Annotated in this window: 18 protein-coding genes; 11 read left to right on the forward strand and 7 right to left on the reverse strand. The window is 71.9% G+C overall.

From position 1 onward, the window contains the following. The first annotated feature begins 181 nt into the window (after positions 1 to 181). The 3 genes from C8K30_RS29680 to C8K30_RS29690 all read left to right on the forward strand — a co-directional run bounded on the left by C8K30_RS29680 (position 182) and on the right by C8K30_RS29690 (position 3,644). On the forward strand, positions 182 to 1,426 hold the full coding sequence (locus tag C8K30_RS29680; RefSeq protein WP_108496511.1) for an acylneuraminate cytidylyltransferase: 1,245 nt from the start codon (positions 182 to 184) through the stop codon (positions 1,424 to 1,426). 57 nt (positions 1,427 to 1,483) lie between these two features. Further along, the gene (locus C8K30_RS29685; RefSeq protein WP_108496512.1) at positions 1,484 to 2,377 is read left to right on the forward strand and encodes an N-acetylneuraminate synthase family protein; all 894 of its coding nucleotides are present in this window, start codon (positions 1,484 to 1,486) and stop codon (positions 2,375 to 2,377) included. Positions 2,378 to 2,600: 223 nt separating this feature from the next. Then, positions 2,601 to 3,644, forward strand: coding sequence for a glycosyltransferase family 2 protein (locus C8K30_RS29690; protein WP_369941729.1), 1,044 nt, complete (start codon positions 2,601 to 2,603; stop codon positions 3,642 to 3,644). A 96-nt stretch (positions 3,645 to 3,740) separates the two neighbouring features. On the opposite strand, the gene C8K30_RS29695 is transcribed toward C8K30_RS29690, so the two are convergent. Further along, on the reverse strand, positions 3,741 to 4,964 hold the full coding sequence (locus C8K30_RS29695) for a DUF6716 putative glycosyltransferase (protein ID WP_108496513.1): 1,224 nt from the start codon (positions 4,962 to 4,964) through the stop codon (positions 3,741 to 3,743). Beyond that, positions 4,961 to 6,034 (reverse strand): hypothetical protein, encoded by a 1,074-nt coding sequence (locus tag C8K30_RS29700; RefSeq protein WP_108496514.1) that lies wholly within the window; start codon positions 6,032 to 6,034, stop codon positions 4,961 to 4,963. The genes C8K30_RS29695 and C8K30_RS29700 overlap by 4 nt, the downstream gene beginning before the upstream one ends. Positions 6,035 to 6,197: 163 nt before the next feature. Here C8K30_RS29700 and C8K30_RS29705 point away from each other — a divergent pair, with 163 nt between their 5' ends. Together C8K30_RS29705 and C8K30_RS29710 are read left to right on the forward strand one after the other, a co-directional pair. Next, complete coding sequence (locus C8K30_RS29705; RefSeq protein ID WP_108496515.1) at positions 6,198 to 7,193, forward strand: ABC transporter permease; 996 nt, start codon at positions 6,198 to 6,200, stop codon at positions 7,191 to 7,193. Continuing rightward, the gene (locus C8K30_RS29710) at positions 7,186 to 8,196 is read left to right on the forward strand and encodes an ABC transporter ATP-binding protein (protein WP_108496516.1); all 1,011 of its coding nucleotides are present in this window, start codon (positions 7,186 to 7,188) and stop codon (positions 8,194 to 8,196) included. The genes C8K30_RS29705 and C8K30_RS29710 overlap by 8 nt, the downstream gene beginning before the upstream one ends. Before the next feature lie 129 nt (positions 8,197 to 8,325). On the opposite strand, the gene cysC is transcribed toward C8K30_RS29710, so the two are convergent. Together cysC and C8K30_RS29720 are read right to left on the reverse strand one after the other, a co-directional pair. Further along, the gene (gene cysC / locus C8K30_RS29715; protein WP_108496517.1) at positions 8,326 to 9,753 is read right to left on the reverse strand and encodes an adenylyl-sulfate kinase; all 1,428 of its coding nucleotides are present in this window, start codon (positions 9,751 to 9,753) and stop codon (positions 8,326 to 8,328) included. After that, positions 9,750 to 10,844, reverse strand: coding sequence for a sulfite exporter TauE/SafE family protein (locus C8K30_RS29720; protein ID WP_233257571.1), 1,095 nt, complete (start codon positions 10,842 to 10,844; stop codon positions 9,750 to 9,752). The genes cysC and C8K30_RS29720 overlap by 4 nt, the downstream gene beginning before the upstream one ends. Before the next feature lie 242 nt (positions 10,845 to 11,086). Here C8K30_RS29720 and C8K30_RS29725 point away from each other — a divergent pair, with 242 nt between their 5' ends. The 4 genes from C8K30_RS29725 to C8K30_RS29740 all read left to right on the forward strand — a co-directional run bounded on the left by C8K30_RS29725 (position 11,087) and on the right by C8K30_RS29740 (position 16,599). Beyond that, positions 11,087 to 11,968 carry a 3'(2'),5'-bisphosphate nucleotidase CysQ gene (locus C8K30_RS29725; protein ID WP_108496518.1) on the forward strand — a complete coding sequence of 294 codons (882 nt, stop codon included), beginning with the start codon at positions 11,087 to 11,089 and terminating at the stop codon, positions 11,966 to 11,968. Continuing rightward, the gene (gene cysD / locus C8K30_RS29730; RefSeq protein WP_108496519.1) at positions 11,965 to 12,867 is read left to right on the forward strand and encodes a sulfate adenylyltransferase subunit CysD; all 903 of its coding nucleotides are present in this window, start codon (positions 11,965 to 11,967) and stop codon (positions 12,865 to 12,867) included. The genes C8K30_RS29725 and cysD overlap by 4 nt, the downstream gene beginning before the upstream one ends. Beyond that, positions 12,867 to 14,201: a sulfate adenylyltransferase subunit CysN gene (cysN, locus tag C8K30_RS29735; protein WP_108496520.1), complete on the forward strand. Its 1,335-nt coding sequence runs from the start codon at positions 12,867 to 12,869 to the stop codon at positions 14,199 to 14,201. Before cysD ends, cysN begins: the two co-directional genes overlap by 1 nt. A gap of 208 nt (positions 14,202 to 14,409) precedes the next feature. After that, positions 14,410 to 16,599, forward strand: coding sequence for an acyltransferase family protein (locus C8K30_RS29740; RefSeq protein WP_158281171.1), 2,190 nt, complete (start codon positions 14,410 to 14,412; stop codon positions 16,597 to 16,599). Positions 16,600 to 16,683: 84 nt separating this feature from the next. Here C8K30_RS29740 and C8K30_RS29745 read toward each other — a convergent pair whose 3' ends face one another. Continuing rightward, on the reverse strand, positions 16,684 to 18,198 hold the full coding sequence (locus C8K30_RS29745) for a S8 family serine peptidase (protein WP_108496522.1): 1,515 nt from the start codon (positions 18,196 to 18,198) through the stop codon (positions 16,684 to 16,686). 189 nt (positions 18,199 to 18,387) lie between these two features. On the opposite strand from C8K30_RS29745, the gene C8K30_RS29750 reads away from it, so the two are divergent. Both C8K30_RS29750 and C8K30_RS29755 read left to right on the forward strand, forming a co-directional pair. Then, positions 18,388 to 20,490, forward strand: a complete 2,103-nt coding sequence (locus tag C8K30_RS29750; RefSeq protein WP_108496523.1) for an acyltransferase family protein — start codon at positions 18,388 to 18,390, stop codon at positions 20,488 to 20,490. Positions 20,491 to 20,680: 190 nt separating this feature from the next. Then, positions 20,681 to 22,009 carry a CHAP domain-containing protein gene (locus tag C8K30_RS29755; protein WP_108496524.1) on the forward strand — a complete coding sequence of 443 codons (1,329 nt, stop codon included), beginning with the start codon at positions 20,681 to 20,683 and terminating at the stop codon, positions 22,007 to 22,009. A 116-nt stretch (positions 22,010 to 22,125) separates the two neighbouring features. On the opposite strand, the gene C8K30_RS29760 is transcribed toward C8K30_RS29755, so the two are convergent. Together C8K30_RS29760 and C8K30_RS29765 are read right to left on the reverse strand one after the other, a co-directional pair. Next, a complete protein-coding gene (locus C8K30_RS29760; protein ID WP_108496525.1) occupies positions 22,126 to 23,109 on the reverse strand; it encodes an acyltransferase in 984 nt (327 codons plus the stop codon). A gap of 11 nt (positions 23,110 to 23,120) precedes the next feature. After that, positions 23,121 to 25,580 carry an acyltransferase family protein gene (locus tag C8K30_RS29765; RefSeq protein ID WP_146197654.1) on the reverse strand — a complete coding sequence of 820 codons (2,460 nt, stop codon included), beginning with the start codon at positions 25,578 to 25,580 and terminating at the stop codon, positions 23,121 to 23,123. Positions 25,581 to 26,104 lie beyond the last annotated feature (524 nt).

Raw genomic sequence — 26,104 nt, forward strand, 5'->3', positions numbered from 1 at the left:
CCTCTGGGGCGCCGCACGACCGCTTCGTGGGGAATCGTCTGGGGAGGGTGGCGGCTATCGCCGCAACGGCAGGATCCCACACCCTGGGCCGGTCCGGGTGCGGGCGCCCGTGTGCGTCGGACCGCGCGCGGAGCGCTACTGTGGCGTTATCCGTCCCGACTCAACCCCGAGAGTGCCACGTATGTCCCTACCCGGTGAAACCCCGTCCGCCGTTGTCGTCATCCCGGCCCGGGGAGGCTCGCAGGGCGTACCCCTGAAGAACCTCGCGCGGGTGGACGGGATCACGCTCGTCGGACGCGCGGTCCAGGCGTCGCTCGCCGCCCCCTCGGTGGCCGAGGTCATCGTCTCGACCGACCACGACGAGATCGCCGCCGAGGCCCGCCTGCACGGTGCGCGCGTCGTCGCCCGCCCCGCGGAGATCGCGGGCAGCACGGCGTCGTCGGAGTCCGCGCTGCTGCACGTCCTCGACCGGGTCGAGGCCGGCGACGGCGGCCTGCCCGCCCAGGAGATCCCGCCCGTGACCGTCCTGGTGCAGTGCACCTCGCCGTTCATCGACCCGGAGGACCTGGACACGGCGATCCGCCGCGTCACGGCGGGAGAGAAGGACGTGGTGGTAGCGGTCTCCGAGACCCACGACTTCCAGTGGCGCATCGACGACGGCGTCGCCACGCCCGTCGGCCACACCACCGAGTACCGCCCGCGCCGCCAGGAGCGCGCCCCGCACTACCGGGAGACCGGTGCGTTCTACGTGATGCGCACGGACGGGTTCCGTGAAAGCGGCCGCCGCTTCTTCGGCGACGTCGGCATCCAGCCGCTGGCGCCCGAGTGGTCCATCGAGATCGACGAGCCGCGCGACCTCTGGCTCGCCCGCCAGCTCGTCGACCAGGAGAGCGACGCCGCGCCGGTGCCGCTCGACGTCGACGCGCTCGTCACGGACTTCGACGGCGTGCACACCGACGACCACGCCTACGTCGACCAGGACGGCACCGAGCAGGTGCGCGTGAGCCGCGGCGACGGCATGGGCGTCGCCCGCCTGCGCCGGACCGGCCTGCCGTTCCTCATCCTGTCGACCGAGACCAACAAGGTGGTCGCGTCCCGTGCCGACAAGCTGAAGGTGCAGGTCATGCACGGTATCGAGGACAAGGCGACCGCCCTGCGCGCCTGGATCGCCGAGCAGAACCTCGACCCGGCACGCGTCGCGTACGTCGGGAACGACGTGAACGACCTGGGCGCCATGGCGGTCGTCGGCTGGCCCGTCGCGGTCGCCGACGCACGCCCCGAGGTCAAGGCTCAGGCCCGGCTCGTGCTGTCCCGCGAGGGCGGGAACGGTGCTATCCGTGAGATCTGTGACCGTATACTCGCTGCGCGTCCGAGTGCAGTCACCCCCAGTACGGCAGCTCCTCAGACCCCCGTCGTCACCGGTTAGTCCCGACGACACGTAACAGCACTACCCTGTGCTCGACCCTTTCGGAAGGACCTTCTTATGAGCGCGACGAACGCGCAGCCCGCGCCGGTCACTATCGGCGACCTGCAGGTCGGCGCCGACCAGCCCGTGTACGTGATCGGCGAGATCGGCATCAACCACAACGGTGACGTCGAGATTGCCAAGAAGCTGATCGATGTCGCGGTCGAGGCCGGATGCCAGGCCGTGAAGTTCCAGAAGCGCACTCCGGAGATCAGCACTCCGAAGGACCAGCGTGACAAGATTCGTCAGACGCCCTGGGGCGAGATGACGTACCTCGAGTACAAGTACAAGGTTGAGTTCGAGGAGCCGGAGTACACGGAGATCGACGCGTACGCCAAGGACAAGGGCGTGCAGTGGTTCGCCTCTCCGTGGGACGCCCCGTCGGTGGACTTCCTGGAGAAGATGGGCGTGCCGACCCACAAGGTCGCCTCCGCCTCCGTCACGGACCACGAGATGCTTCGTGCGCTCGCCGCCACCGGCAAGCCGATCATCCTCTCGACCGGCATGTCGACGCTTGAGCAGATCGACTCCGCCGTGGAGATCCTGGGCACGGACAAGCTCGTGATCCTGCACGCCACGTCGACCTACCCGCTTCCCCCCGAGGAGGCGAACCTGCGCACCATCACGACGCTGCAGGAGCGCTACAACGTGCCCGTCGGCTACTCGGGCCACGAGACCGGTCTGCAGATCTCGCTCGCGGCCGTGGCGCTGGGCGCCGTCGCCGTGGAGCGGCACATCACGCTCGACCGCGCCATGTGGGGCTCGGACCACGCCTCCTCGCTCGAGCCCAAGGGCCTCGAGAACCTGGTGCGCGACATCCGCATCCTCGAGAAGGCGCTCGGCGACGGCCAGAAGCGCGTCATGCCCGGCGAGTTCTCGCCCATGTCGCGCCTCCGTCGCGTCGACGCCTGAGCCTGACGCGAAGCCAGTAGGCTCAGGCGCGTCAGACAGCGCCTGGGCCGAAGGCACGACGCGGGCTCAGAGGCCAAGCAGGGTCTGAGTCCGTGGAACTGTTCATCGTCGGAGGCGGGCGCCGCACGCGCGGTGCCCGCCTCTGATGTTCCCCGGTCCGGCAGGACCCGGGAACGTCCAGGGCCGGACCGGCCCAGCTATCGCGTCCACGAGAGGGGGCCTCGTGCCCGAGAGGGTTGAGGCGGCGAACATGCCGTTGGTGACGGTCGTCGCCGTCGTACGAGACGAGGAGCCGTACCTCGAGGCGATGGTGCGGTCGATCCTGGGCCAGGACTACCCGCACCCGCTGCACATGGTGCTCGCGGTGGGTCCCTCGCGAGACCGGACGCGTGAGATCGCCGACAAGCTCGCGGCCGAGACCGGCCGCGTCACCGTGGTGGACAACCCGACGGGCTCCAAGCCGCTCGGCCTGAACGCGGGCCTGGAGCGGATGCCCGAGGGACACTCGATCTTCGTCCGGGTGGACGGCCACACTGTGGCCGAGCCGACGTACGTGCGCCGCGCGGTGGAGGCGCTCCAGGCCGCGGGGGCCGACGGCGTCGGCGGGCGCATGCTGCCCGTCGGTGACACCCCCGTCCAGAAGGCCGTCGCGCGCGCGATGAGCCACCCGGCCGGACTGGGCTCGGCGTCGTTCCACACGGGCGGCAGCGCCGGCCCGGCCGAGACGGTCTACCTGGGCACGTTCCGCCGAGAGGCGCTGGAGCGCGTCGGCGGATACTCGCCCGTGTACGTCCGGGCCCAGGACTGGGAGCTGTGCCTGCGGCTGCGCAACACCGGCAGCCTCCTGTGGTTCGACCCGTCGCTCGTGGTCGAGTACAAGCCCCGCCGGACGCTGGGCGCCGTCGCCACGCAGTTCTGGCGCACGGGCATGTGGCGCCGCGAGGTGGTGCGCCGCAACCCCGGGACCGCGAACCTCCGGTACCTCGCCCCGCCGACCGCCGTGATCGTGCTCGGCACGTCCGCGCTGGTGGCCGTCGGCGGCGCCGTCGCGGGCTCGCTGCCCCTGGCGCTGGTCGGGCTCGTGCCGCCGGCCGCCTACCTCCTGGGTGTGCTCGCCGCCTCGGCGCACGCCGCGACGCGTCAGCCGCGGCTCGACCTGCGCTCGGCGCTGGCCCTGCCCGCGACGCTCGTGACCATGCACATGGCATGGGGCGCGGGCTTCCTCCGCGGCCTGACGGACCGCGTCCGTGTCGACGACGGCGTCTGACCCCCGCCGCGTGACCCCGTGAGATCTGGTGTTCTGGTCGAGATCTGGTGGTGCACCACCAGATCTCGACCAGAACACCAGATCTCAATGCTGGGTCTAGGCCTTCTTGTCCAGGAAGAGGAGGCGGACCGGGCGGGTCGTCAGGCGGATCACGTCGTAGAAGAACTTCGGCAGGTACATCTGCAGCGCCATCCGCAGGTAGCGGGCGCGGAGCCACGGCTTGACCTCGGCCAGCTCGGTGAGCGTCCCGGCCTCGCGGCGCGCGGCCAGCTCCCGCACCGTCGCGGGCAGCTCCGAGTCGGTGGCGTGCAGGTAGTTGTCCTCGAGCCAGGCGGTGTCGGGCTGCGGCCCGCCCGCGCGGAACGCCTCGGCGGCGTCGGCCACGTGCATCACGCAGCCGCTGCCGGCGAACGGCGCGTTGAGCAGCTCGGGGGTCACGCCGAAGTCGTCGATGATGACCGTGGACAGGTCCAGGGCCAGCGACTCCATCGCGGCTGTCGAGCTGACCGTCATGAGCGCGGAGCCGGCCTGCAGCCACTCGGCCATGGGGCCGTCGACGAACCGCAGCGCGTCGCTGCGGTGCCCGAGCCGCTCGTGCTCGGTGTCCCACAGCTCGTCGTAGGGGAAGGCCTCGTTGTGCGTCTGCCGCTCGCCCTTGCGGGCGCGGAGCTTGACGATGACCTCGAAGTCCTCCTCGGCGAGCCGCGCGAGGCGGTCCAGGAGGGTGACGCGGTCGGGCCGGTTGTCCGGCACCTTGGCCTGTGCGGCGAACACGACACGCTTGACCGGCTCGGTGCCGAGGCTCGTGGCCATGTGCTCGAGGAACGGCAGGTGGGCCAGCGGGACCTCGGGGGCGACGCCGTGCGCGGCGAACGCCTCCCGGTAGGCGCCGATCTCGAGGCGGCTGTGCACCACGAACGCGTCGCACCAGCGGCGCCAGCCCGTGCCCTCGGGCGTGGCGGGCAGCGCCATGCCGGGCAGGCCGGTGATGAGCGCGGGACGGCGCTTGCCCGCGGCGGCGACGATGGCACGCGCCACGACCTCGGCGACCGGGCCGGTGGCGGCGATGAGCACGACGTCGGGCGTGTTGTCGCGGATGTGCGCGGCGAGATCCCGGACGGGGAGCACGGCGGGACGGACCACTGAGGATCCCGCGACGGCGGCGGCGATCTGACTGGTGGTCGGCGCGATCGGCGTCTTGACGATCACGGCCGAGCGGTCGAGCCCGGCCTCGTCGGCCGGGCCGAGCCTGTCCAGCGTCGCGCATGCCCACTTCAGATACGAGTCGCTGTCCGCGACCGCGAGCACGCGGATGGTCATTCGTTCGCCTCCGGGGAGTCGGTTTCATTAGCGTCCTCGGCTGCGGCCCGGGCTTGCCGGGCGAGCTCGACGACGCTGGTCAGGTGTGCTCGGTGGTCGGCCGAGGCGCGCGGGGTCCACCAGTCGGCGGGCACGTCGAGCGCGGTGACGGGGACACCGAGCGGTGAAATGATAGTGGTCAATAGGATGGTCGACGTCGACGGCAGGCTCACCACGCGCTGGCCCGCTCGCAGGCCCCGCAGGCGGATCTCGACGGGGGCGCCGGGCGCGTCGACGGTCACGCCGTCGATCTCGGCCAGGGCCGCGAGCAGCTCCGGGGTCTGCCGGCGGTGCGGGAGGTAGCGCAGCGCGCTCTCCTTGGCCAGCGACCGGATCCAGTCGACGTAGCGGTCGGCGTCGATCAGCCCGTCGGCGGCCATCGCCGAGCCGACGACGACGGTGGGCTCGGGCAGCGCGGCGTCGGCGGGCTGCGCGGTGAGCCAGCCGAAGCGGTTGTGCCGCACGTCGAACCCCTGGGCCCGCAGGCCGGTGGTCAGGTCGGGCCCGAGGGGAAGCGCCGTGAAGATCGTGACGCGGCCGTCGGCGGCCAGCGACCGCAGCCGGCCGGCGGCCACGGCGCCGAGCCGACGCCGGGGTGCGCGCACGGTGCTGCCGATCCGGACCAGCGGGTCGCGGCGCACCAGGAGGCGGCACAGCTCGAGGGTCGCCAGGCCGTCGTCGACCAGGACTATGCGGTCCGGGCGGCGCAGGGGGGCGGTGGCCTGGAAGAGGCCGGAGAAGGCGTCGCCCACGAGCCAGACGGGCTCGCGCGCCGTCAGGGCGCTGCGCCGGCCCGCCAGGTCGAAGGTGAGTCCCTCGGGGAGGGTGAGCTCGCGGACGGCGGACAGGGCGTCCCCAAGCGCGGGGACGTCGTCGCGTACGTGCACGTGCGTGTCGGTTCCGCCGAACCCGGCGGCGTGCGCTTCGACCGTGCAGAGCAGCTGCAGCGGCGACTCGACCAGGGCACCGGCGACACGCTGGGACGTGGCGCGCGGGTCGGTGGTTCGAGGAGCGGGACGGGGGTGCTGCACGCGGTGCAGTCTCTCACGTACGGAGTCTCGCGCGGTCCGGCGGTGTGGTCCCGCGGCTGCGACCTCCAATCCCGACCACACTGCTAGGGTTTGTGACCCGCTAGGATCGAACGGCCGGATCGTCCCCGGCAGTGCCCCCGACCAGACAGGTATTTCACGCACCGTGAGCACACCTACTACCGATGCGGCCGCGCCGGCAAAGCCGGCCGCCAGCGGCGACGCCAAGAAGCCGCCGCCGCCGCTCGTCCCCAGCACGACGTCTGCCGAGCGGCTCGCACTCGCGCAGCAGCACGGACTGCGCCCCCTGAACGTCCGCCCGCCGCTGGGCGAATACATCCGCAGCCTGGCGAGCCGCTGGGCGTTCATCCGGGTCCTGGCCACGTCCACGGCGTACGCCAAGAACCAGAACAACTACCTGGGCCAGCTCTGGGCAGTGCTCAACCCGATCCTCAACGCGGCCGTGTACGTGCTGATCTTCGGTGTCCTGCTCCACCTGAGCCGTGGGGTCAGCAACTCGATCGCGTACATCGTGATCGGCGTCTTCATGTTCCGGTTCGTCGAGGCCTCGGTGAGCGGCGGCGCCAAGTCGATCAGCGGCAAGACGCAGCTCCTGCGCTCCCTGCACTTCCCGCGCGCCGTGCTGCCGATGTCCACTGTGCTGTCGCTGCTCACCACGCTCGTCCCGGCGATCGTCGTGATGTGTGGCATCACGCTGCTGAGCGGCTACATCCCGACGTACACGATGGTCCATGTGACGTGGTGGTGGCTGCTGCTGCCCGCGGCCGTGGCGCTGATGTGGATCTTCAACACGGGTCTCGCGTTCATCATGGCGCGGATGGTGGCCAGCGTCCCCGACCTCGACAACATCATCGGGTTCGTCATGCGGGTGCTGATGTATGCGTCGGGCGTGATCTTCCCGGTGTCGCACTACGTCGAGAACCTCGGTGTCTCCGAGACGGCCAAGACCATCCTCACGGGGGTGCTGGACTACCAGCCCATCGCGGTCTACCTGTACCTGGTGCGCTCCGTGCTGATGCAGGAGGACGCGTTCCCGCCCAGCGGCCTGATGTGGGCGCTCGGCGGCGTGTGGGCAGTGGTGTTCTTCGTGATCGGTTTCATCGTCTTCTGGCGCGGTGAGGAGAGGTACGGACGTGACTGAGGCCGACGAGCACATGGACTTCGACCTCGAGGTCGAGCCCGAGGACGCCGGGCAGGAGGCCCTCGAGACCGAGCTCGGCGGCCCGTGTCTCGTGGTGGACGACCTGCACGTCGTCTACCGCGTCATCGGCGGACGCGCCAAGAAGGAAGCCGAGCAGGGCGCCGAGGTCCGCGAGATCAAGCTGAAGGTCCCCTTCCACAAGCGGCTGCTCCGGGCCGGACGCCGGCACGTCGGCGCCGTCAGCGAGGTGCACGCCGTGCGGGGGGTCTCCTTCACGGTGCGGCACGGGGAGTCCGTCGGGATCGTCGGCGTCAACGGCTCCGGCAAGAGCACCATGCTGCGGGCGATCGCGGGGCTCATGCCCCCGAAGTCCGGCAGCGTGCATGTCTCGGGCGAGCCGTCGCTGCTCGGCGTGAACGCGGCGCTCATGCCGTCGCTGACGGGCGAGCGCAACATCATGATCGGCGGCCTCGCGCTCGGGCTCACGCCCAAGCAGGTCGACGAGAAGTTCGACGAGGTGGTGGAGTTCTCCGGCATCGGTGACTTCGTCTACCTGCCGATGAAGACGTACTCGTCCGGCATGGGCGCGCGCCTGCGGTTCGCGATCTCGTCGGCCGCATCGCCGGACATCCTGATGATCGACGAGGCCCTCGCCACCGGCGACGCCGCCTTCAAGGAGCGCAGCAAGTCGCGCATCGAGGACGTCCGCGCCAACGCGGGCACCGTGTTCCTCGTGAGCCACTCGATCTCGACCATCGAGGCGATGTGCACGCGCGTGCTGTGGATGCACCAGGGCCAGCTCGTCATGGACGGCCCGGTGCACGAGGTCGCTGACGCGTACAAGAACTTCGTGCGGGCGCAACGCCCCGGCATGGGCCCGGCCCGCCGTCGGGCGCTGCAGCGCAAGCGTGCGGCGGAAGAGGCCGCGAAGAAGAAGGCCGAAGAGGCGGAGCAGAAGAAGGCCGAGGCCCAGGCGCTGAAGGCGGAAGAGGCCCGCGCCTGATCAGCGTGCCGAGGTAGGGCGAAGTAGAACTGGGGCGGAGCGACCTGTGTGGTTGCTCCGCCCCAGCCCTGTTTTGCCCTGGTTCTGCTTTGCGCTGGTTCTACCTCGCGCTGGTTCTCCTCGGCATGCTCAGGGCAGGAGGTTCGCCAGGTAGGCACGGACCGTCTCCACGGCGTCGGGCACCAGGACGTCGGTGGTGTCGATGACGAGCTCGGCGTCGTCGGGCTCCTCGTAGGGCGAGGAGATGCCCGTGAACTCGGCGATCTCGCCCGCCCGCGCCCTGGCGTAGAAGCCCTTGCGGTCGCGTGCCTCGCACACCGCCAGGGGCGTGCTGATGTGCACGAGGACGAAGTGCGCGCCGGCCTCCTCGGCCAGGGCCCGCACCTTCGCCCGGCCGGCCGCGAACGGCGCGATCGGCGCGGCGACGGCGATGCCGCCGTGCTTGGCCACGAGCGCCGCCACGTATCCGATGCGCTCCACGTTGGTCTCGCGGGACTCGCGGTCGAACCCGAGTCCCTTCGACAGGTGGTGCCGCACCTCGTCGCCGTCGAGCAGGGTCGTCCCCAGGCCGTCGTCGTCCAGCTCGGCGGCCAGGGCGCGGGCGACCGTCGACTTGCCCGAGCCCGACAGGCCCGTGAAGAACACGACGGCGCCCTGCCGGTGGGCGCCGCCCGCGGCGCGAGCGACCTCGGCGGCCGAGGCGGGCGGGTACAGCGCCCGCACCGCCTCGTCGCGCACGCGGGGCAGGGCCGCCACGCGCTCGGCGGTGGCCGGCGAGCGGTGCGCGGCGAGCGTCTCGACGCGCGCGGCGCCGTAGGCGGCCGCTACCTCGTCGAGCATCGTCCCGCCCAGCCCGGACCACGGCACGACGACGGTGGCCACCCGCGCGCCGGTGCGCTCGGCCAGGGTGTCGGCCAGCCCCAGTGCCGCCCGCACGAGCCCGGGAGCGCCGACGACGCCGGGCTCCGGGGCGCGGCGCGCGACCGGCACGAGCAGCAGCACGGTGCCGGTGCGGCCGCCTGCGTCGGCACCCGCGTCGGCACCAGCACCTGAGTCGGGACCTGCAGCCGCGCTGGGACCGGCAGCCGCGCTGGGACCGGCACTTGCGCTGGGACCGGTACCCGCACCGGCGCCCGAGGCGAGCGCCACCGCGGCGTCGGACTCCTCACGGGTCGGCACCTCGGTGACGAGCAGGCCGAGGCGGCTCCCGGCGTCGTCCCCGAGGTCCGCTTCGAGGGCCGCCCGCACCTCACGAGCCGGCCGGCGCACGGCGTCGTCCCACTGCGGCCCGATCGCCGCGGCGAGCGGCTTGAGCGGCTCCAGGGCGTCGGGCGCTTCGCCGGGCCCAGCAGCGTGGGGCCCAGCAGCGTGGGGCCCTGCAGTGAGGCGGGCCAGCGGGGTGTTCTCGGCGTCGGTCAGGACGGCGCTGGCCGGGGTGCCGGTCGGTGCGTCCTGCAGGGCGGCCGCGAGGGCCGACGGCGGGACCGCGCCGCCGAGGGCCAGCTCGAGGAGGTCCAGCTCGTCGTCGGACAGGACGCGGGCGGGGGAGTCGGTCATCTGCTGTGGCTCGTTTCTGCTGAGTCTTCGGTCAGGTCTTCTGCTGGGTCTCCGGCTGGGTCTCCGGCTGGGTCTCCGGCTGCGTCTCCGGCTGGTGCATCGGCCGGGTCTTCGGCCCGGTCGGCCCCGGAGCCGCGCGACGGACCCGACCGGCCCCCGGCGGGCTCCTCCGGGGACGAGTCTGCTACGGCCGCCGCCGGAAGGGCGGCGAAGCGGCGCTTGACCCAGAACCACACCAGGTTGCCGAAGACCAGCGCCGCCCCAGCGGCGCCCAGCACCACGGGGAGGCTCGCGCCCAGCAGCTTGAGCGCGGACGCGAGCAGCAGGATCGCCAGGGCGCGGCGGATGATGCCGCCCGGCGCGCGCGAGGACACGTGGGCGCCGAACCAGGCGCCGGGGATGGCGCCGATGAGGAGGGACGTCGTCAGGCCGAGCGAGAAGTCGCCGTACAGGATGTGCCCCAGTGACGCCGCGGCGACGAGCGGCACTGCCTGGACCAGGTCGGTACCGACGAGCTGGGACGCCTTGAGCGCCGGGTAGAGCAGCAGGAGCACGACGATGACCACCGAGCCGGCGCCGACCGACGTCATGCCGACCAGGAGCCCGGCCACCGCGCCGAGGATCGCGGTGGGCACGGGGCGCACCACCAGCTCCGGCGGGGCCGCCGGCTGGGTGGGCCCCTCGCCGAGCGCCGAGCGGCTCCGCACCATCTGCAGCACGGCGCGGACCACCAGCCCGCCGGACGCGATGAGCAGCGCGACCCCGAGGATCGTCTGGAGCGCGGTGTCGAGGGAGTTGCCGAACGGCAGCACCTTGATCAGCAGGGCGCCGGAGAACGCGGCGGGCACCGAGCCCACGCACAGCCACAGCACGAGCTTCAGGTTCACGGTCCTGCGCCGCAGGTGCACTATCGCGCCGGCGGGCTTCATGAAGAGGCTGGCGACCACGTCGCTGGAGACCGCCACGAGGGGGTCCACGCGGAACACGAAGATCAGCATCGGCGTCATGAGGGCGCCGCCGCCCATCCCGGTCAGGCCCACGATGAAGCCGACCGCCAGGCCGCCGAGGATCAGGGGAAGGTCGATGGTCATAGCGGGCGCCGCGCCGTCCCGGCCCGGAACCTGCTAATTCCGACTAATCTCATCGGGATAGTAGTCATTAGCGCCACCTGGAGCGGGTAGAGGTCGTTACTGGTCCACTGGCCCTGGATCGCATGCCGGAATGGTAGCCTCGGCGCGTCCGCCGGACTTTCATCCACGGCACCTTGGCCTAGTCGTCGAGCGCTGCGCAGAGACGGCTGGATCGCCGGAGAAGACGTCCACCCTGGAGATCGATGAACGCGCCGTCCCCTACGCTCCCTCAGGCGTCGCTCGACGACGACGCCCTTGCCCACGCACTCGCCTCGGGAGCGGCGGAGGTGCTCCTCGCGCTCCGCGCCGAGGTCGACGCCGCCGGCGGCTCCTTCGCCGCCAAGGAGCTCAAGGACGCGGGTGATGCCGCAGCTCAGGCATGGCTCGCGGCCGCACTGACCGCAGCCCGGCCCGCCGACGCCGTCCTCTCGGAGGAGGCCAAGGACGACGCGTCCCGCACCCGTGCAGATCGTGTGTGGATCATCGACCCGCTCGACGGTACCCGCGAGTTCGCGGAGCGGCACGCCGACGGGCCCCTGGCCGGGCAGTGGCGCGACGACTTCGCCGTCCACGTCGCGCTCTGGGAGCGCGGCGTCGGGCTCACCGCCGCAGCGGTCGCCCTGCCTGCCCGCGAGCAGGTCATGACCACCGCGGACGGCGTCGTGCCGGACGACGACAGCGCCGCCGTCCTGGCCGGGAACCGGCCGCTGCGGATCGCGGCGAGCCGCAGCCGCCCGCCGGAGTTCGTGGCCGCCCTGGCCGAGCGCGACGACGTCGAGCTGGTGCCGATGGGCTCCGCGGGTGTCAAGATGATGGCGGTCGCTGACGCTACAGTTGACGCCTACGTCCACGGGGGTGGGCAGTACGAGTGGGACTCTGCGGCCCCTGTCGCCGTGGCACGGTCCCGAGGCCTCGTCTGCACCCGCCTCGACGGATCCGAGCTCGAGTACAACCGGGAGAGCCCCTGGCTCCCTGACCTGTTCGTATGCCCCCCGGCACTGGCTCCGCGCCTGCGTGAGCTGCTCGACACCGTTGGTGTCGCGTCCGTGGTCGGGGCAGATAGCAAAGTAGGTGCCAAGGAGTGAAGAGCCACGTTCTGAGCCAGCTGCGCAGCCTGGAGGCCGAGAGCATCCACATCATGCGCGAGGTGGTGGCCGAGATGCAGCGCCCTTGCCTGCTGTTCTCCGGCGGCAAGGATTCCATCGTCATGCTGCACCTGGCGGTCAAGGCGTTCACGCCGGCGCGTGTCCCGTTCCCGATCATGCACGTCGACACCGGCCTGAACTTCCAGACCGTGCTCGACTGCCGGGACCGCTGGGTGGACCGCACGGGCGTGCAGCTCGTCGTCGCCTCCGTCCAGGAGGGGATCGACCGCGGTCTGGTCCAGGAGGAGCCCAACGGCTCGCGCAACCGGATCCAGACGCCGGTGCTGCTGGAGGCCGCGGAGAAGCACGGTTTCGACGCGCTGTTCGGCGGCGGCCGCCGCGACGAGGAGAAGGCCCGCGCGAAGGAGCGCGTGTTCTCCTTCCGCGACGACTTCGGCCAGTGGGACCCGAAGAACCAGCGTCCGGAGATCTGGAACCTGTACAACGGCCGCGTCCACCAGGGCGAGTCCATCCGCGTGTTCCCGCTGTCCAACTGGACCGAGCTGGACATCTGGGCGTACATCGAGGCCGAGAACATCGACCTGCCCGACCTCTACCTCGCCAAGGAGCGCGAGGTCGTGGAACGTAACGGCATGCTCTACGAGGTCAACGACTTCACCCCGCTCAAGGACGGCGAGACCGCCCAGATCAGGTCCACGCGCTACCGCACGGTCGGCGACGCGAACCTCACGGCCTGCGTCGAGTCCACCGCGGTCACCATGCACGACGTCGTCGAGGAGGTCGCGGCCGTGCGCCTGACCGAGCGCGGCGCCACGCGCGGCGACGACAAGGTGAGCGAGGCCGCCATGGAGGACCGCAAGAAGGAAGGCTACTTCTGATGACGATTGCTCTTTCACAGGGCGAGTCCGAGGCCGGTGCGGCCTTCGAGGCGCACGACGAGGTCGTCAGCGGCGACCTCCTGCGGTTCGCCACCGCCGGCTCGGTCGACGACGGCAAGTCCACCCTGATCGGCCGCCTGCTGTTCGACAGCAAGTCGATCTTCGCCGACCAGCTCGAGTCCGTGGAGCAGGTGAGCAAGGACCGCGGCAACGACTACGCCGACCTGTCGCTCCTGACGGACGGCCTGCGCGCCGAGCGCGAGCAGGGCATCACCATCGACGTCGCGTACCGCTACTTCGCGACGCCCAAGCGCAAGTTCATCATCGCGGACACCCCGGGCCACACCCAGTACACGCGGAACATGGTCACGGGCGCCTCGACGGCGGACGTGGCGCTCATCCTCGTGGACGCGCGCAAGGGCGTCGTCGAGCAGTCGCGCCGGCACACGTTCCTGGCCACGCTGCTCGGCGTGCCGCACGTGGTGGTCTGCGTGAACAAGATGGACCTGGTGGACTACGACGAGCAGGTCTTCGAGAAGATCCGCGCCGAGTTCGCCGAGTTCGCCTCCCGCCTGCGGGTGCCCGACCTGACCTTCATCCCGGTGTCCGCCCTGGCGGGCGACAACGTGGTGACGCGGTCCGAGAACATGCAGTGGTTCGACGGCTCGCCGCTGCTCAGCCACCTCGAGCGCCTGCACGTCGCCTCCGACCGCAACCTGGTGGACGTCCGGTTCCCCGTGCAGTACGTGATCCGGCCCCAGCAGAACGACACGCGCGACTACCGCGGCTACGCGGGCACCGTCGCGTCCGGCGTCATGAAGCCCGGCGACCGGGTGCTGGCCCTCCCAGCGGGGCTGGAGACCACCATCGCGTCCATCGACACGGCCGACGGTCCCGTCGAGGAGGCGTACCCGCCCATGTCGGTGACGGTGCGCCTGGCCGACGAGATCGACATCTCGCGCGGCGACATGATCTGCCGCCCGAACAACGCCCCGACGGTGACGCAGGACGTCGACGCGCAGATCTGCTGGATGGACGAGTCGGCCGCCCTGGTGCAGGGCAAGAAGTACGCGATCAAGCACACCACCCGGTGGGCGCGCGCGATGGTGAAGAACATCAACTACCGCGTCGACGTGAACACCCTGCACCGCGACGAGGAGGCCACGGAGATCAAGCTGAACGAGATCGCGCGCATCAAGCTGCGCGTGACCCAGCCGCTCTTCGTGGACTCTTACCAGGCCAACCGCCAGACGGGCGCATTCATTCTCGTGGACGAGGCGACCAACAAGACGGTCGCCGCGGGCATGATCGGCACCGCCGGCCACCAGTACTGAGCCACCTGCTGAGCCACCTGCTGAGCCACCGAACCGAAGGTGTCCGGACTGTGCTGGGTGACGTCACCGAGTCCTGATACGCTCCGCAACGCCAGAGGGCCGCTGACCTGGGTCGGCGGCCCTCCGACGTTGCAGAAGTGGTCCCTGGCCAGGGCGTTCGCCCGGAGTGTGCGACCACGGTCCGCGCACCTACCCGGAGGATCCCCAGGTGACCGTTGTCTCCACCCCGCTGCCGCCCCCGGGCGGGCCGGCGGGTCTGGGCAGTACGACGGGCGAGCAGCCCGCGCCGAGCGACGTCGCCCGGCCCCCGGTCAGCCTGGCGCCCGTGCGGCGGCCCGCCACGCACATCCCCGAGCTGCACGGCCTGCGCGGGCTGGCGCTCGCCCTCGTCGTCGCGTTCCACCTGTTCGGCAACGGCCGGGTCTCCGGCGGCGTCGACGTCTTCCTGGTGCTGTCCGGGTTCCTGGCGACCGGGTCGCTGCTGCGCCGCGCCGAGCGTCGCGAGCTGCGCCTGGGTGAGCACTACGGGCGGACGTTCTCCCGCCTCGTACCGCCGGCCCTCCTGGTGCTCGTCGCGACGGCGGTCCTCACCTGGCTGGTCATGCCGCGGGGCAGCTGGGTGCAGACCGGCCGCGAGATCCTCGCCTCGGCGCTGTACTACGTGAACTGGGAGATGATCGCCGGCCAGCTCGCCTACGGCGCGGCCGGTCCGCAGACCAGCCCGCTGCAGCACTTCTGGTCGATGTCCGTGCAGGGCCAGTTCTTCCTGGCCTGGCCGGTGGTCGTGCTCATCGTGGTCGCGGTGGCGCGCCGGCTGTGGATCAGCGCCCGCGACCTGCTGTTCGTGGTGGTCGCGGGGCTCACGGTGGCGTCGTTCGTGTTCGCCCTGGACCTGCACGGCGTGGACCAGCCGGTCGCGTACTTCCACTCCTGGGCCCGGTTCTGGGAGCTGGGCGTGGGCGGCGTCCTCGCCCTGGTCCTGCCGTGGCTCCGGCTCCCGGGTGCCCTGCGGCCCGTCCTGGGCTGGGCGGGCCTCGGCCTGGTGGTCTCCAGCGGGTTTGTGCTCGACGGCGGCGCGCTGTTCCCGGGGCCGTGGGCCCTGTGGCCCGTGGCGGGCGCCCTGCTCGTGCTGCTGGGCTCGGGCGGGAGTGCCGGCTGGGGCCCGCGCGGCCTGCTGCAGGTGGCGCCCCTGCGCTTCGTCGCGGACATCTCCTACGCGCTGTACCTGTGGCACTGGCCGCTGCTCATCGCCTACCTGCACTACACGGGCCTGGCCCGGGTGGACCTGTTCGGCGCCGCGGCGATCATGACGGCGTCGGTGGTGCTGTCCTGGCTCACCACGAAGCTCGTGGCCGACCCGGCGCAACGGTTCCGCGAGACGTTCGGCGGGCGGCGCGCGCTGGTGGCCGCCGTCGTCTCCGTGTCGCTCGTGGCGGGCGGGACCGTGGCCGGGCTGACCGTCCTCGAACGGCGGGACGCCCAGCTGCTCGCCGAGGCGGCGGCCGCGGCCGAGGCGGCCGGGCCGTCCCAGTACCCGGGGGCGCTCGCCCTGAGCCCCACGCACACCGAGCCCGTGCCGGACGACGTCGCGATCCAGCCCGCCCCCGCGGTCGCGGCGCTGGACCTGCCCGACGTCGACGACGACGGCTGCATCCAGGAGAACGTGGTGACCCCCGGGACGGACGTCCCCCTGACGTGCACCCTCACCGACGCGCCCGACCCGGACCACGTGGTGGTCATGGTGGGGGACTCGCACATCATCCAGTGGGCGCCCGCGATGACCGAGGTCGGCCGGCAGGAGGGCTGGCAGGTGCAGCTGATCGCCCGGCGCGGCTGCCGGCTCGCGGCCCCCGTCGGCGAGGTGAACACCACCGACATGTGCTGGTCGTGGCGGGTCAACGTGCTGGAGGCGCTCGAGGAGATGCACCCCGACGCCGTGGTGGTCGTCGGGAGCCGTACCTCGACGACAGAGCCCGGCGACACGGTGATCGCGGCGGAGTCCCGCGCCTGGCGGCGCCTGGCGAACGCGGGCATCCGGGTGGTGACGCTGCGCGACAACCCCCGGTTCGGGTTCCAGGTCCCGGCCTGCGTCGAGCAGCACCCCGACGGCGCCGGCTGCGCGCGCGCCCGGGCGGACGTGTACTCGCCCGTGAACCCGGTGGAGGACGCCGAGGGGGTGCCGTCGTCGGCGGTGCACCTCGACCTGACCCGGTTCATCTGCGGGGACCGGCTGTGCGAGGGCGTGGTCGGGAACGTGCTGATCTACCGCGACGACAACCACATGACCGCCACCTACGCGGCGACCCTCGCCCGCCCGCTGCACTACGCGCTGCGCGCGAAGGCGCAATGGCTGTTTATCGACCCGATGGACTCCCCACCGGTCCGCCAACGCTTCTGACCGCCCGCCGGCCTGTGTTGAGTGCGGGATATTCGCCCTGTCGAGACGTCTCGACGGGGCGAATATCCCGCACTCACCGAAGGGTTACTTGCGGAGGGTTACCGCGTTCAGGGCGTTTGTGATGCCGTCGCCGTAGAAGCTGTTCTCCGTGAGGCCGCCCACGCAGGCCGGGCCGGCCGTCGTGGTCGTGCACTCGTGGTCGTCGGCCTGGGTGCGGACGGCCGCCTCCAGCTTCGCGGGGCTCCAGCGCGGGTGCGCCGACTTCAGGAGCGCCAGCACGCCGGCGACGTGCGGGGACGCCATCGAGGTGCCGCTCTTGGTGTCCCAGGTGCCGTTGAGCTCGGTCGAGACGATGGCGCTGCCCGGGGCGGCGACGTCGATCTCGCCGAGGCCACGGTTCGAGAACGAGCTCAGGGCCGCCGTGGACGTGATGGACGAGACCGTCACCACGCCGTCCAGCTCCGTGGGGATGTCCTCGCAGCCCGAGTTGATCACGCGCTGCACCGCCGTCGAGTCGTTCGGGCTGGACGCGTCGGTCGTGTTGTTCGCCAGGTCGGTGGCGGCGTTGCCCGCGGCGGCGGCGTGCACCACGCCACGCTTCGTCGAGAAGTCCACCGCGCGGCGCACGGCCTCCTTCGCGGCAGCCTGGTCGGGCTGGTCCTCGCACCAGTACATGAACGGGTCGATGTAGTACGAGTTGTTCGTGACGTCCATGTGCTGCATGCCCGCCCAGATGAAGCCGCAGATCGCGTACTCGGGGTAGATGAACCCGTCGTCGTTCACGACCTTGACCGAGGCCATCTTCACGCCCGGGGCCACACCGACGATGCCGACGCCGTTGTCGGCGGCGGCGATCGTGCCGGCCACGTGCGTGCCGTGGTCCGACGTGGTGGGCAGCCAGCCGGTCGCCGACAGATCTGGCTTGCCGCCGTCGGTGCAGTTCACCGACTGGTCGACGTCGACCTGGCTCGCCAGGTCCGGGTGCGACGCGTCGATGCCGGAGTCGAGCACGCCCACGACGACGTCGGACGAGCCAGGGTTGACCAGGAGGGACTGGTCGGCCTTGATCATGGCCATGTCCCACTGCGTCGCCTCGCCCGGGTCGGGCACCACGGTGACGCCGGTGTCGTCCGACGGCTCGTCGACCGCGTCACCAGGTGCCTTCTTCGTGGCCTTGCTCACGACGGACTTGCTCGCCTGGGCGCCCGCCGCGCTGTCCGCGCCCGGCGTGCCCTCGGTGGGGGAGACGGTGCGGGTGGCGCCGACGGAGTCGACGACGCCGAAGCGGTCGGCCTCGAGCACGTCCTCGCGGAACGAGCCGTTCGCCGAGTGCACCACGACGACGCCGATCTGCGGCCACGCCTGCACGACGACGCCGTCGGCTCGCGTGATCGCCCTGGTGGCGAGGAGCGTCTGAGCGGCGCCGGCCTGCTCGGTGTTCACGACGTAGGAGAACAGGGCTCCGTCCGGCGTCACGATCGGGACCGGCGTGGACTCCGGCTCATCGGCCGCGTACCCGGCGACGCTGCCGAGCGCGGTGAGCGCGAGCGTCGTCGCGGTGGCGACGGCGAGTGCTCGCCGGGAGGGGGAGATGCGCATGGTTCACTCTCCTGTGGGTGAAGAACGAGTCCCCGTGCGGGACCCGTAGGGCAACCTACGCGTGTGCGCGGAGATTGCCACCGCATCTGCACATTTGAAACCGGTGCGAAACGAGAAGTTTTCGCCCCACGGTTCCCCTGTGGGACAGTTGGGACGTCCGTGCCCCCGAGACGAAGAGCCTGCTACTCCATGACGGCAACGACGACCGCGCCCGCCGCCACGCCGGACCGGGCACCTGCGGATCAAGTCCGCCCCCGCAAGTTCCGCGCCGAGGTCCAGGCACTGCGAGCCCTCGCGGTGCTGCTGGTGCTCGTCTACCACATCGACCCCGCCGTCCTGCCGGGCGGCTACATCGGCGTCGACGTTTTTTTCGTGATCTCCGGCTTCCTCATCACGGGCCACCTGTGGCGCGAGGCCTCCACCACGGGCTCGGTGAGCCTCAAGAAGTTCTGGGCCGCCCGGGCCCGGCGTATCCTGCCCGCGTCGCTGGTCACCACCGTGGGCGTGATCGTGATCGCGCTGGTCCTGCTGCCGCCGTCCCTGGTGGAGTCGTGGTGGCGGCAGGCGCTCGCCTCCGTGCTCTACGTGGAGAACTGGGCGCTCGCCGCCGAGGCGGTCGACTACCAGGCGGCCACCAACGACCCCACCGCCTTCCAGCACTTCTGGTCCCTGGGCGTGGAGGAGCAGTTCTACCTGGTCTGGCCGCTGCTCGTGCTGCTGGCGGTCGGGCTGTGGGGCGGGGCGCGCCGCGGCATCGTCGTCAAGAACCCCGCGGCGCTGCGCGGCGTCCTGCTCGCGATCTTCAGCGCGGTCGGCGTCGCCTCCCTGGTCTGGGGCATCACCGAGTCGCTGGGTGACGACCCGGTGGCGTACTACTCGACGCTGACCCGCGTCTGGGAGCTCGCCGCCGGCGGCATCCTGGCCCTGCTGATCCGGGACACGCAGCGGTTCGCGCCGCTGCGCAACACGCTGGCCGTGTTCGGCGTCGCCACCATCGTCGCGGCGGCAGCCCTGTTCGACGACGGCACCCCGTTCCCCGGCGTCGCCGCCCTCGCGCCGACGCTGGGCGCGTGCGCCGTGATCCTGGCGGGCCGCACCTCGGGCCCCGGCTCGCTGCGCGTCGTCGCCGAGTCGTGGGCCGTACAGCGTGTCGGCGACATCTCGTACTCGCTGTACCTGTGGCACTTCCCGGTGATCGTGTTCTTCGGCCTCTACACCGGCCGGGAGCCGAGGCTGACCGACGTCCTCGTGATCCTCATCGCCTCGTTCGCCATGGGCATCGCGAGCTACACCCTCGTCGAGCAGCCGATCCGCACCGCGCGCTGGTTCCGAGCCGACGGGCGCATGCTCGTTGCCGCCCTCGTCGCGATGGTGCTGGTCGGCGGGCTCACCCTCACGCTGCCGTGGCGCGTCCAGGGCACCATCGACCGCTGGGACCTCAATGCCCAGGCGGCCGCCGGCGACGCGGACCAGACCATCCCGGAGGGCATCAAGCGGGACTTCGCCCCGTTCGTCGACGGGAGCACCGCGATCTCGCCCAACCCGATGAAGGCCGCCGAGGACAAGAACGCCGAGGTCAACGCGTGCCAGGCGGCGCAGCGGGCCACGGTGACGACCATGTGCGAGTTCGGCGTGACCGACAACCCGAAGGCGACGGTCGCCGTCGTCGGCGACTCGCACGCCGCGATGTTCACCGAGCCGATCACGAAGGTCGCCACCGAGCGCGGCTGGCGCGTGGTCACGTACCTGCACTCGGCGTGCCCGTACAGCGCGGACCCCCGCAGCGGCAGCGGGCCCGAGGTGGAGGCCTGCGCCGCGGCCAACGTCCAGACCCGCGCCGCGCTGACCGAGCTCGGGCCCGACGTCGTGGTCACCACCTACCAGGAGTCCTACGCGCTCGCTCCGCGCGGCTCGGAGGAGCACCCGGGCGCCGCCGGCCTCGCCGAGGTCTGGAACGAGCTCGCCGACCGGGGCTCGCAGGTAATCGTGCTGCGGGACACGCCGCACGCGCGGGACGACGTCATCGAGTGCGTCACCGAGAACTACACGGACCCCACGCAGTGCGACCAGCCGCGGGCGAACGCCCTGGGCGGCCGCGACACCATCCCGGCCGCGCTGGAGGCGGCGCCCCGGGTCAAGGTCGCGGAGTTCCTCGACTACTTCTGCGACGACGCGACCTGCCCGGCGGTGATCGGGAACGTGCTCGTGTACCGCGACCCGAACCACGTGACCGCCACCTACATGAACCAGCTGACCGACCGGCTGCGCGAGGTGCTGCCCAAGGCGCTGTGACCCGGCGGGGCCCGCGCGGGCCCCGCCGTCGGTCCCGTCGTCGGTCCCGCGCACGCTGCGCGGGCCCCGCACGGTCTCCGCGTGTCAGCGGAGGGCTCCGCGCGCGGGGCTGCTTTTCACCCCGCCTTTCACCCCGCTTTTCACCCTGTACCTTCTGCGGATCGGGTCGGGCGGACATAGCCTGCCGGACATGGAGCGCCCCCTCGCTCGGCAGTCCCGTCCGGCGTCGAGCCGGGCACGGTCCGGCGTCCGCCATCCGCGCCGCGGGGCGGGTGTGCTGCTGGCAGTCGCCCTGCTCCTTCCCGCCAGCGTCGTGGCGACGGGCACGGTGGCCGAGGCGACGGCGGCACCTGCCGCGGCCGGCACCGTCTCCACTGCGGCAGGCACTGTCTCCACCGCGCAGGGCAGCGTTGCCACCGCGGCCCGGCAGAGCGCGCTCACCGCGGGCGTCGTTGAGCGGCGGCTCCGCAAGGGTGAGACGTTCTGGATGTTCGGTCGGCTGACGGTCGGCGGGTCCCCGGCACGAGGCCGCACCGTCGTCGTGCAGAAGAAGCGGATGGACGAGCGCGGCTGGCGCACCGTCGGCACGGACACCACGAACCGCGCCGGGCGGTACAGCGTGCGGATCCGGGCGGGTGCCGTCTACGAGTACCGGGCCATCTACCGCGGGTCCACCACCGCACGGGCGTCGTGGACGGGGCGGATCGGCGTGGGGCTCACGACGACGGACCGGTCCATGGCCTCCCGCGACCGGCAGATGGGCGTGGCGATCGGACGGCCGACGTCGGGCCACCGGCAGGTGACGCGGTCCGTGATCTCCCGCTCGTACCAGCACGGGATCCTCGTGAAGGTGACCCGATCGGGCCGCGACCGCACCTGGTGGGTGCACGGCGGCATCCTGGGCGAGTACCGCGAGCGGGGCGGCGCCAGGGGCCGCCTGGGCGCTCCGGTGATGGATCCGCTGTGCGGCCTGGACCGGGGTGGTTGCGTGCAGCGGTTCGAGGGCGGCGTCCTGTACACCAACGCCGACGGCGCCGAGGCGTCGACCGGCCTGAAGGGTGTCCTGGGCGAGGTGGTGGCGACCGCTCGCTCCCAGGTGGGTTACGCCGTGCGGTACGACGGCGGCAACGGCTCGCGCTACGACTGGTACAGCAAGTACAACGTGTGGGCGCGCTCGAACGCGCCATGGTGCGGCCTGTTCCAGTCCTGGATCTTCAAGGGCTCGGGGCACTCGACGCTCGTGCCGCAGTCGACCACGTGGGGTGCTTACCGGGATGCGGTCCGGCGCACCCGGCCGACGGGCTCGACACCGCGCGTCGGGGCGCTGGCGTTCGTCTCCTACATCGCGTCGGGCGAGGCGTCGCACACGATGTTCGTGGTGCAGGTCGACGGCTCACGGATCAAGGTGATCGACGGCAACACCGGGGGCGGCGGCATGCTTCCGTCGGGCGTGCGCGGCGTGGTGGAGCACTGGGTCGCGGAGTCGCAGGTCCTGTACTACGCGTACCCGCGGTACTGACCTACGGGTGCCCGCGGTACTGAGCCACGCTTACTCGCGGTACTGAGTCATGCGTGCTCGCGGTACTGAGTCATGCGTACCCGCGGTACTGAGTCATGCGTACCCGCGGTACTGAGTTATGCGTACCCGCGGAACCGACGCCGCCGCGCACCGACTCGTTCCAGGATGCCCGCCACGATGCAGCTGGCCACGAGGATCGCGACTGTGACGGCGACGCCGAGCACCATGGAGCGCGCCCAGCCGACCTCGGGGGTGTGCAGCGCGTCCGTGACGAACGGGTGCAGCAGGTACACGTACAGCGAGTGGTGGCCCACCGTGCGCAGCGCCCCGCCGACGATCGGCAGCGGGGCGCGCAGGGCGTCGCGGAGCGCGGGCACGCACAGCGACGCGCCCAGGGAGAGCACGGTGAACGCGGCGACGCTCCACCAGGGTCCGGCGGCGTCAGACGTGTAGACCCAGCTCCGGGCGACGAGGCCGACGACGACCACCGGCGCGACCCACCACAGGCCGAGGCGGGGGAACCACCCGTTGCGCACCGCGACACCGAGCAGGATCCACACGAAGTACCCGGCGTACCGGGCGTCGACGTTGTCCAGGACCACCTGGGGGACCAGCTCCTTCAGCGGCGTCTGGAACAGCAGGGCGCCCGCGACGGCGGCCACGCCGAGCGCCGCCCGAGCCGCGGGGGAGGCGTTGAGCGGCCGGCCGAGCAGGCGCAGGAGCAGCACGCTGAGGAACAGCATCGGGACGTACCAGAGGTGGAACGCCGGGCGCAGGAGCAGTACCTCGAGGAACGACTGCATGCTCTCGAACGCGTCCGGCTCCTGCAGCGCCAGCCACAGCACGCTGACCACGAGCCAGGCCGCGATCATGCGCTTCCAGTAGTGGCGCAGCAGGTCGCCCCACGGCCGGGTGCCGAACCGGGCCATCGAGATCATGTACCCCGAGAGGAACAGGAACATCGGCATGTGGAAGCCGTAGATCATCCACTTGGTCCACGAGTCGCCCACGCCCTGCCAGAACGTGTGCCCGAAGATCACGAGCACCATGAGGATGCCCTTGAGCTGGTCGGGTCCGGGGTCGTGCTGCGTGCTGCTCATCGCCGCTGAGGTTACCGGGATCCGGCAGTGAGCCTGTTCTCGGCGTCCGGCCCGGCGTCGAACAGCCAGGGCGCGCCCGACCGGAGCTGCCGGCCGATGACCGGCGTGAGAGTGCGCACGTACGTGTTGGTCAGGTGGTCGTCGTCGCGGTAGACGAGCACGTTGCCGACCACGGCGTCGCACACCTCCGGCCCGCAGATGGAGTCGGTGAGGTCCAGGTGGATCGCGGAGCCGGGCACGCCGGGCGCCGTCGGCACGGGCGAGGTGGCCGCGAGCTGCTCCGCGCGGGGCCGCCCGCAGGCCTCCGGGTCGGTCGCGCCCTCGATGCACTCAGGCACGAACCACTCGAAGCGCGGGTTGTCGCGCACGGTCACGACCCGGATCCCGGCGTCGTCCAGCGCGCGCCACGCGTCGACCTGGCCGGACATGACCCGCTCGGGCGCGCCGTCCTCGTACGTCCGCGTGCCCACCACCACGACGACGTCCGGACGGGCCGCGACCAGGGCGCCCAGCGCCTGGTCGTTCCACGTGGCACAGTCCGGCGGGTAAGCCATGCCGCCCTCGCCCGACGTCGCGAGGCGGCACCCGTGCTTGAGCACCTCGCGCAGCTCCCAGCCGTGCTCGCGGGCGAGCGCGACGAACGCCTCCTCGTACTGCTGCTCGTGCGAGGCCCCGGCGAGGTAGACGACGGCGGTCGGGTCGGGCGGGGAGACCACCGCGCACTCCAGCAGCTCGGGCCGGTCGCCGCCCTGGACGCAGCCCGGCCGGTCGGGGTGGTCGTCGTACGCGACCCAGGTCGCAGGCCGGAAGGGGACAGCGGGCCTTGCGTCGGCGCTGGGCGCGTCCGGGGCGAGCGCCGCGGCGCCGGGGTGATCGGGCGAGGGCGCGAGCAGCCCGGCGACGTTGTGCTGCACCGTCGCGTCGTGCGCGGTGGCCGCGGCCTGGGTGCCGCCCAGCACCAGCACGGCGGCGCCCGCCAGCACCGCGAGCGTCCGCCTGCCCGACGGCGCCGTGGTACCCCGGGCGGTCACGTCGCCGGTCAGGTGGGCCGCGCTGGGCGCTGGGCTCGCGGCCTTGGCGTGTCGCGCCGCCAGGCGGTCGGTGACGTGGGCGAGCAGCGGCTCGGCGACGTACCGCGTGGTGAGCCACGCGAGGGCGGCCGATACGACGAGGATCCCGGCGGCCGCGAGCGGATCCGCGCGGTGCGCTCCCGTGGTCAGGAGCCAGAAGACCAGGACGGGCCAGTGCCAGAGGTACAGGGCGTACGAGACGCGCGCGCCGAAGCGCAGCGGAGCGCTGTCCAGGAAACGCTCGACGCCCGATCCCGATGGCCCGGCCGGTCCGGATGCGTTCGGGGTCCGCTTCGAGAACGGCCTGAGGTACCGAGTCGGGCCTTCGGCGGTACCCGAAGCCGTTCTCGAAGCGGAGCGGGCGCCTGATCCCGGAGCGGTTCGGTCCGGGACTGTCGGGTCTGGGGCTGTCGGGTCTGGGGCTGTCGGGTTCGGGACTGTCGGGCCTGGGACTGTCATGCCCGAGACCGTTACGCCCACGACTGTCACGCCCGGCGCCGTCGAGCCCGGGACCGTCGCGAGCAGGACGAGCGCGCCGCCGCCGACGGGGACGAGGGCCGAGGCGCCGGGAAAGACGCGGGCGCCGTCGACCAGGAAGCCCGAACCGACGACCAGGGCGAGCCCGGCCCACCCGAGGATGCTCTGCCCGCGGAACGGGACTCCCCGACGAAGGGCCAGGGCGAGCAGCGCGCCCGCGCCGATCTCCCAGAACCGCGTGAACGTGCTGAAGTAGGCGACCGGCTGGTCCGCGGAGACGAGCCAGAGCGCATAGCCGAACGATGCGGCGGTGGCGATGCCCGTCACGACGGCGACCAGGCGGCCGGGCGTCAGGAGGGTCCTGCCGGCCCGCACGCGGCGCTGGGCGACGACAACGAGCCCGAGCACCACCAGCGGCCACGCGGCGAAGAACTGGCCCTGCACGGACAGCGACCAGAAGTGCTGCAGCGGGCTCGCGCCGGGCCCCGCGGCCCCGTAGGCGAGCGAGGCGTGCACCAGCTCCCAGTTCTCCCAGAAAGTCGCGGACGCCCCGACCTCCCGCAGCCCCGACGACCACCGCATCCGGGGCGCGAGCGTCAGCAGGGCGACCGTTACGGTGGCCAGGACCACGAGTGCCGCCGGGAGCAGCCGGGCGAGAGTGTGCGCGTAGTGCGCGGCGAGCCGGAGGGTGCCGCTCTCGGCGCGGCGCAGCAGCGCACCCGTCGCGAAGTACCCGGACAGCAGGAGGAACACGTCCACGCCGCCCGAGACCCGGCCGTTGCCGAACAGGTGGAACGCGACCACGAGGGTCAGTGCGAGGCCGCGGAGGCCGTCGACGGCGCCGATACGCCGGGGCGCGGCCGTGCTGGTGGGTGGGGGCGTGCTGGCGGGTGAGGGCGCTGTCGGCGCGCCGGTGTCTCGCACGCCGCCGAATGTAGGGGCGGCTTCTTACGCAGAGGTTGAGGGCGGATAACGCGGAGGTCTCGACTTTCACCCGCGCGGTTAACTTCGTGGTGCGGCTCGGTGGGCCGCCCTGCTCCACGGGGTCGGTAAGGGTGTCGCGCGTTGCTCGGCGGCTCCTGCGCCGTCACGGGAAGCGTCTCCGCTGCGTGCGTGGGCGTCGTCGTGGGGAGGGCAGCGGCGGGTCTGACCAGGGTCCGGTCCGCCGTGCCTGTCGGTCAGGCGGCTTCAGCTGCTGGCGGTGGGTCTGTGGTCGGGTCCGCCTGCTTGGCCTGCTTGGCCTGCTTGGCCTGCTTGGCCTGCTTGGCCTGCTTGGCCTGCTTGGCCTGCTTGGCCTGCCGGGCCTGCCGGGCCTGCCGGGCCTGCCGGGCCTGCCGACCTGGCGGTCAGGCGGGCCCGGCGGGTTAGGCGGCTTCGGCGTCGGTCGGTGGTGGGGTGTCGATGGCTTGGGGTAGTCGGATGTGGTGGCCGCGGGCGTCGGTGAAGGC

The sequence above is a fragment of the Promicromonospora sp. AC04 genome, assembly GCF_003058225.1.
Classification (GTDB): domain Bacteria; phylum Actinomycetota; class Actinomycetes; order Actinomycetales; family Cellulomonadaceae; genus Promicromonospora.